Annotated in this window: 5 protein-coding genes and 1 pseudogene; 3 read left to right on the forward strand and 3 right to left on the reverse strand. The window is 57.6% G+C overall.

What is annotated here, in order from left to right:
• Window positions 1–1,302: 23S rRNA (uracil(1939)-C(5))-methyltransferase RlmD (rlmD, locus tag ABYV26_RS16380; protein ID WP_372682430.1), on the reverse strand; the 1,302-nt coding region annotated here is incomplete at its 3' end.
• Between the two features lie 444 nt (window positions 1,303–1,746).
• Here rlmD and acnA point away from each other — a divergent pair.
• Window positions 1,747–4,500: an aconitate hydratase AcnA gene (gene acnA, locus ABYV26_RS16385; protein WP_372682431.1), complete on the forward strand. Its 2,754-nt coding sequence runs from the start codon at window positions 1,747–1,749 to the stop codon at window positions 4,498–4,500.
• Window positions 4,501–4,671: 171 nt separating this feature from the next.
• Here the strand turns inward: acnA and ABYV26_RS16390 are convergent, their stop codons facing one another.
• Complete coding sequence (locus tag ABYV26_RS16390; protein ID WP_372682432.1) at window positions 4,672–5,310, reverse strand: hypothetical protein; 639 nt, start codon at window positions 5,308–5,310, stop codon at window positions 4,672–4,674.
• Window positions 5,311–5,538: 228 nt separating this feature from the next.
• Between ABYV26_RS16390 and ABYV26_RS16395 the strand changes: the two genes are divergently transcribed.
• Together ABYV26_RS16395 and ABYV26_RS16400 are read left to right on the forward strand one after the other, a co-directional pair.
• Window positions 5,539–6,903 carry a hypothetical protein gene (locus tag ABYV26_RS16395; protein WP_372682433.1) on the forward strand — a complete coding sequence of 455 codons (1,365 nt, stop codon included), beginning with the start codon at window positions 5,539–5,541 and terminating at the stop codon, window positions 6,901–6,903.
• Between the two features lie 2 nt (window positions 6,904–6,905).
• On the forward strand, window positions 6,906–7,121 hold the full coding sequence (locus tag ABYV26_RS16400; RefSeq protein ID WP_372682434.1) for a hypothetical protein: 216 nt from the start codon (window positions 6,906–6,908) through the stop codon (window positions 7,119–7,121).
• Here ABYV26_RS16400 and ABYV26_RS16405 read toward each other — a convergent pair.
• Window positions 7,115–7,701, reverse strand: a pseudogene (locus tag ABYV26_RS16405) (hypothetical protein); the annotation flags it as partial. The gene ABYV26_RS16400 and the pseudogene ABYV26_RS16405 overlap by 7 nt on opposite strands.

A 7,701-nucleotide genomic window follows, 5' to 3' on the forward strand; every position in this document is an offset into this window, starting at 1 on the left:
AACATCCTTGAGTGCCAGAATGTCCCTTGCCAAGGTGGCCGGGTTGCAGGACACATAGACAATTTTCTCCGACCCCAGTCTGAGCACCTGTTTGACCACATCCTTGTGCATGCCGGCACGCGGGGGATCGATCACCAGCAGATCGGGAGCCGCATCGATGGATTCCAGGGTATCTTTGATGTCCCCAGGGATAAATCGGCAGTTGTCGATGCCATTCAGGCGACAATTCTTGCGGGCGTCCCCCACGGCGCTCTCCACCAGTTCCAGGCCGATCACTTCGCCGGCCTGTCTGGCCAGGCAGATGGCGATGGTTCCGGTGCCGCAGTATAGATCCAGCACACGCTCGTGCCCCTCCAAAGCAGCGTATCGACCAACGGTTTCATATAGTTTTTGCGCACCGCGGGTGTTGGTCTGGAAAAAGGAGTTGGCTGAAATGTCGAACGCGAATTCCCCGATCCGGTCGGTCAACACCGGTTTGCCGGCCAGGTGGATTTCCCGCTCCCCGATGGCCACGCCGGAACGCCGGGCCGTAATGTTGTTGACCACGGAGACCACTTCGGGAAACCGCTCAATGATCATATCGGCCAGCGGCATGACCGCGTCGCGATCCTCGCTGGCCGTAACGACGTTGACCATCCACTGGTCGTGGGCCGCCGAGTGCCGCAGCATGAGAAACCGCCAGAAGCCTTCATGGCTGCGAAGCCCGTAAACCGGCCGGTCCGATGCACGCATGAAGGTGCGCACGGCATCCAGTATGCGGTTTCCCGCATCCGGCTGCAGCAGGCATGCCCGGGTATCCAACACCTTATGAAAGGTGCCGGGCACATGCAGTCCCAGGGCGAAACTGATGTCCGCATCGCGACCCATCTCATGGGGCATCAGCCAGCGCCGGTCCGAGCAGGAAAACTCCATTTTGTTGCGGTATCCGAAAATCATTTCGGACGGCAGCGTCGGGTGTACGGGCGTTCCGTCGATCAGTGCGATGTGCGCCAACGATTCGGCGACGTGGCGGCGCTTCAACGCCAGCTGGTGCATGTAGTCGATGAACTGCCACTTGCAGCCGCCGCAGTACCCACTGTAAGGGCAAGGCGGATCCACACGCAACGGCGATGGTGTCAGCATCGCCTGTACCACGGCTTCGGCGTAGTTACGCTTTTTTCTGATGATGCGGGCGGCCACCCGGTCACCCGTAACGGTCTGATCGATGAATATGGCAAAGCCGTCGATCTTGGCCAGCCCCTTTCCGCCAAAGGCCACATCGGTGACGTCGCATTCGATGATCTGTTTTTTCTTAACGGTCATGAGAAAACCCTTTATCGTTCATAGGTTCAGCGTTCCGGGTTCACCGTCGATGGTTTCAAAAAAAAGTCGAACATCTTTTTTGTTTTCATCCCCGCGGCAAGGATCCATCAGTTCCATTCAATAATAGACTCGCGCAACTGCGGGAGTGGCACTGCTTGGGCCTTTTACGGATCATCGCCGTTCTAAGTCGAGTCCCCGATCATCTTCCATAGCCACCTCGGTTGGGGTTCGCGGTTCGTCCGGACCGATGAATCGTTTAACCCAGAACCGTTGAACCCCGGTCGCCTTTTCTGCCGTTTTTTACTTGCCCTGTAAAGCGATTTTCTTTACTTTAGATGGATCTGATCAATAATCAAGCGTTTCCAAAAGAAGTTCCGGACCATTCTTTTCATTGGTCACTCGATCATTTAAAAAGATCCATTCAACCCCGAAAAGGACCTTGCCATGAAAAACACAGATTATTCGAAGACGCTCCACGTCGATGGAAAAACCATCACTTACTTTGATTTCAATCAGTTTGCCGCCGACACCGGTGCATCCGTTGAGAAGCTGCCCTTTTCCATCAAGATCCTGGTGGAAAACCTGCTGCGAAAACTCGACGGACGGGTGGTCACGGAAGCGGACCTGGCCAATATCGTCCGCTGGCAAAAAACCTATGACGCGCCGGTGGAGATCCCCTATCACCCGGCGCGCGTCCTCATGCAGGACTTCACCGGCGTGCCGGCGGTGGTGGACCTGGCCGCGATGCGCGATGCGGTGAAAGCCTTGGGCAAGGACCCAGCGCGGGTCAACCCCTTAGTCCCCACGGAACTGGTGGTGGATCACTCCATCCAGGTGGACTGCTTCGGCACCGACGATGCCCTGGAGAAAAACGTGGCTTTGGAATACAGCCGCAACAGCGAACGATACGAACTGCTCAAATGGGCCCAGAAGAGCTTTTCCAATTTCAAGGTGGTACCCCCCAACTCCGGCATCTGCCACCAGGTGAACCTGGAAAACCTCGGCCGGGTGGTTATCACCCAAGACGAAGGTGGCGATGCGATCGCCTATCCTGACACGCTGGTGGGCACCGACTCCCACACCCCCATGATCAACGGCATCGGCGTGATGGGATGGGGCGTGGGCGGCATTGAAGCCGAGGCGGTCATGCTGGGCCAGCCCTACTACATGTCAATCCCTGAAGTGATCGGTGTCCGGCTCACCGGAACATTGAAAGCGGGCGTCACCGCCACGGACCTGGTTCTCACCATCACCGAGATGCTGCGCAAGGTCAATGTGGTCGAAAAATTCGTGGAGTATTTCGGTCCGGGCATGAAAAGCCTGTCGGTGACCGATCGGGCCACCATCGCCAACATGACCCCGGAATACGGGGCCACCCTGGGTTTTTTCCCGGTCGACGAGAAGACCCTCGACTATCTCGCGTTGACCGGCAGAGGCGACCGCGCACGGATCGTCGAGGCCTATACCAAGGCGACCGGCATGTTCTACACCGGTGAAACGGATCCGGCGTTCACCCAGGTGGTAACGCTTGATCTGGCGACGGTCCAGCCATCGGTGGCCGGCCCGGCCCGCCCCCAGGACCGCATCTCCCTGCCCGATCTCAAAAAGACCTTTGCCGATATTCTCGGCTGCGATTACGACCGGGATGCCGAAGTCAAGCGCATTTCCGAATTTCACGACGAATCCGGCTGCAAGACCGTGCGGGCCAAGCGCTGCCACCCGGTGACCCAGCGCCAGTTCGACATGGAGCTCAACGGCCGGCCGCTGAAAATCGGCGACGGCAACGTCGTGATTGCCGCCATCACCTCGTGTACCAACACGTCCAACCCCCACGTGCTCATGGGTGCCGGTCTCATCGCCAAGAACGCCGTTGCCAAAGGCCTCAAGGTGCCGCCCTTTGTCAAAACCTCCCTGGCGCCGGGGTCCAAAGTGGTCATGAATTATCTGGAGGCCGCCGGCCTGGTGCCTTACTTCGACGCCCTGGGCTTTCATCTGGCCGCTTTCGGCTGCACCACCTGCATCGGCAACAGCGGTCCGCTGCATCCTGAAATCGAACAGATCATCTCGAAAAACGACCTGAACGTGGCGGCCGTGCTTTCCGGCAACCGCAATTTCGAAGCCCGCATTCACCAGAAGATCAAATCCAACTTCCTGGCATCACCGATGCTCGTCGTCATTTTCGCACTGGCCGGCCGGGTGGATATCGATCTGACCTTGGAGCCCGTGGGCATCGATCCCAACGGCGAACCGGTTTATCTGGAAGACCTGTGGCCCTCAAACGATCAGATCGACGAACTGACCAAAACCCACGTTAAAAAATCGTTTTACGAAAAGGAGTACGCACGCATCTTCGACGGTGATCGTTTCTGGGAAGCCCTGAAGATGGCCCGAAGCACCACCTTTGCCTGGAACGACGCCTCCACTTACATTAAAAACCCGCCTTACTTCGAGGGATTCTCTCTGACACCGCAGCAACCGAGGGATATCACCGACGCCCGCTGCTTTCTGCTGCTGGGGGACACGGTCACCACCGACCACATCTCACCGGCCGGCGCCATACCCGAAGATTACCCGGCAGGCCGGTACCTGATCGAAAACGGGGTCGCTGCAGACCAGTTCAATTCTTACGGTTCCCGCCGGGGCAACCATGAGGTGATGATGCGTGGAACCTTCGGCAACATCCGCATCAAAAACCGGCTGGTGGATCCCAAACAGGGCAGCTTTACGCTGAAATTTCCCGAGAAGACGGAAATGTTCAACTACGACGCGGCCATGGCCTATCAGGCCGAGAATACCCCGCTGATTGTCCTTGGCGGTAAGGAGTACGGCACCGGTTCATCCAGGGATTGGGCCGCCAAGGGCACCAACCTGCTGGGTATCAAAGCGGTCATCGCCCAGTCCTACGAACGCATCCACCGCAACAACCTGGTGGGCATGGGGGCGCTGCCCCTGGTGTTCGCCGACGGCGAAAGCGCCGAGAGTCTGGGGCTGGATGGGTCGGAGACCTTCACCATCTCGGGAATCGACGGCATGACGCCCCGAAAGCAGCTGGCCGTCAAGGCTGTCAAGGCAGATGGCAGGGAAGTCAATTTTACGGTCACCTCCAGGTTGGACACCGAGGTGGACGTGGAGTATTTTGAAAACGGTGGTATTCTTCCATGCGTGATTCGCAAAATGATGGCAGAGGCAACCGACTAACCGACGGTGGCCGATTCAATCATTTGAGCCCACCCCGCGGCCGGCTGCAGGGTGGGCTCACCGTAAGGAAGAAAATCGATTTTCAGTTCGCTCGCTAACCCCGCCGTAAGCGGCGAGGAGTGCGCTGGCTATCGCGGTTCAGGCGGCCGATATTGATCGAGTCGCCTGGTTTTATATGAGCCCGGCATTTCTTTTGATTCTCAGCAGGCCCGGGCTCAGGTTCAGGTGCATGAGCGTGGACCGGCAGCCCAGATCGAGAAACACCCGTTCCAGATAGTCGAACAGCACCGGCCGGTCCGGCCACTTGAACCGTTTCTCCTGCCGGCGAAGCGACTCCCATTGCTTTTTCACCGCCGGGTCGCTGCTGAAAACGGCACGCATGGCCCGGTCGCAGAGAAACATGGCGCACACCACCGGCCGAACCGTCCACATGCAGCCATGGCTGCCCAGATAGACGCACCGATGCCCCCGGTTGACCCGATTCAACACCGCCTCCAACCGATCCAGCTCCGCCGTTGTGGCCTGCAGCGCGTTGACCACCGTATCGGCAAAAAAAGTGATGATGCCATCTTTGGAACAGCAGGCGCTGGCGTGGCTCAGGTAACAGGCGTGAGTGCAGACCTCGCTGAAGTGACGGTCTAAAAAATTATCCACCGCCTCTCTGAATTGGATGTAGTCGTCAATCGTCTGGATAAGTTGCCTGCGGTTGGCGTCATCGAGGCGCAATAATCCATGCCTGACCATTGTCAGCGCGTCGAGTTGTTCCTGCTGGTATTCGTTCATCATCCAGGCCCGGGGGTTAACGTTCAACCGAACGGTTTCCAATTGGCTGTCCCGTGTTTATGAGATAACCTCTTGATTGTCAATGCGATGCTGATTTCGCTGGGAGAATGGGCGGCGTACCGGGAACTTTTTCCCTTGACGATTCGATCCGTTTCCCGGATAAATTGTCCCGTTGCTCCCTGGTCTTATTTCTCATGGCCCAAAAGACCGGATACGGCCCCACACACCGGAAATACCATACAGGAACGAACCCGCATGTCAGAACACGATGGACCGACCGGTCATCCCATGGATCCGATCGCAGAACAGTTCAACACCTCTGGAAAACCTGCGCGAGATCCGATGCCGCCGGACGCCGCCGCGCCCGTCGAATCCGCCGGCAAAAGCGGTGCTACAGATAGATCGTCCCTAACCGCTCAAGGGACCTTTGGTCCGTTGTCCCTTTCACCGGACCAAATTGAGGCGCCGTCGTTTTTCGTGAACCCGAAACTGACCGTCGCGTGGTTGAATCCCAACGGCACGGACGCCTTTTCCTTAGCCCTGGCCCAGGAGTGGCCTTCCTCAGGTGAACAAAACATCTTCAACCTGCTGCTCAGGCCGGCCATCAAAGATTCAATCGATGACTGGCAGGCGCTGTTTTCATTCGTCTATATCCTGCTGCGTCGCTCCACGGCCAAAGAGACCTTCGATCGCGAAACCGGCTTCATCTCCAGGAAACATCTCCCCAACACCAATTATTACACCGCCCCCGCCCCATCCATCCACCCGTTTCTGGTCGACAGCTGCATCATCGGACAAAAAAACCAGGTCAGCCAATCCCCCCTGCGAATATTCGGCATGGAGTTCAAGGAGGGGACGCTCTTTATGATCCGGCAGGATCCGTGGCACACGTCGACGACCGCAATAGGGCAAACTGAGTCTACCGTCACCGATATCGAACCCGGGGATGAAAAAGAAGCCATCTGCATATTGTCCGCACGACTCAACGATGCTCACCGCATCGCAGAGGCCATGCTTCCCGCGGTTTTTTTCAAATTGATGCATCGAATCTGGGATGAAAGCGATAGCGTCGTCAGCTCGTTTGGCGATAAACGGGCGGGCTGCGGGGGGACACAAATCAACTACCTGTTTACCAAAAACGCCGGAAGAAACCCCATTTTCAGCGCCATCTGCTGCGCAACCCGGATGAACCGACAGATGCGTGTGGTGGAAGAAAAGCTCAAGGCGAAAGAGGGCTGGGCAGATCAAATCCGCATGAATATGGGCATCAGCCACGGCACGGATGAACTGACGGACGCAGCGCCCACCGGCTGCATGGAATCCGCGCTCCCCGGCGGAACCTTTGATCAATCCTCCCACCTGTCCGCCGTTGCCGGCAAAGGGGAAATCTGGATCACCAGAAATGCGGTTGCCCAGTTGCCCAGAAAACTCATCGATCAGGTGGTGGTGGGCGTCGATCGCCAGGGCCGGTTTTTACGCAATTTTTTCACCCGGCTCTCGGACCTTCCACAGGCAGCCGAAGCCGGTCAGCCCTATTCTGATCTGGGAGCGCTGTCCATTGCCCGCATTTTAACCATTGAACGGCCAGGACCGGGGCAACCGGTGACAAGCGAGGATTAAGCATGTCGGAAAGCAGCCCGTTGGTAAGGGTTCACGTGAACATTGAACTGTCCGCGGCATCTCTTCAGGCAGTGGTGGCCAATTCCAAAAAAATGGCCGAGCCGGATGAAAACGGTCGCTTTCGGGTGGACACGGCCGATGCGCTGGCCGCCCTGATCTCGACCTTCCTTCGAAAAAAAGGCTTCGAAGAATTCGCACGGAATGTGGATAATTATTGATCCAACAGCGGAACGGCAGCCTTGTAAACGATGACGTTGCCGCCAATGACATAGGATTGAAGGCCGGCAGGGATCATGAAGCTGTCTCCCTTTTTCATGGTCAGACGCACCCCTTGACCACCGTCTTCGATTCGTCCTTCTCCGGCGGTGCACAAGAGCATCTCCACACTTCTGACCGAAGGCGAAACGTATGGCTGACCGTGCGCGGGCCGGATGACGGTGAGTGAAAATTCCTCGGCCGGGCAATCATAGCCCGATTCAGCCGGTCCCAGGGGTATCGGCTCGAGAACCTGGATCGATGTTTCCTCAAACCGGACAACGCTGAGCAGTTCCGGCACGTCAACATGCTTGGGTGTCAATCCGCCCCGGAGCACATTGTCCGAATTGGCCATCAGTTCAATTCCCACCCCATCCAGGTAGGCGTGGAGCTGACCCGCTTGCAGATACATGGCCTGACCGGGTTCGAGGCGGACCAGGTTTAACAGCGCCGGTGACAAGACGCCCATATCCGCCGGATAGGCGCGGGCCAGATCGACCATCCACCGGTAAAGCGGCGATGCGCCCGCCAACGGCCTGGCCT

Source organism: Desulfosarcina sp. (assembly GCF_041551955.1).
Lineage (GTDB): Bacteria > Desulfobacterota > Desulfobacteria > Desulfobacterales > Desulfosarcinaceae > Desulfosarcina.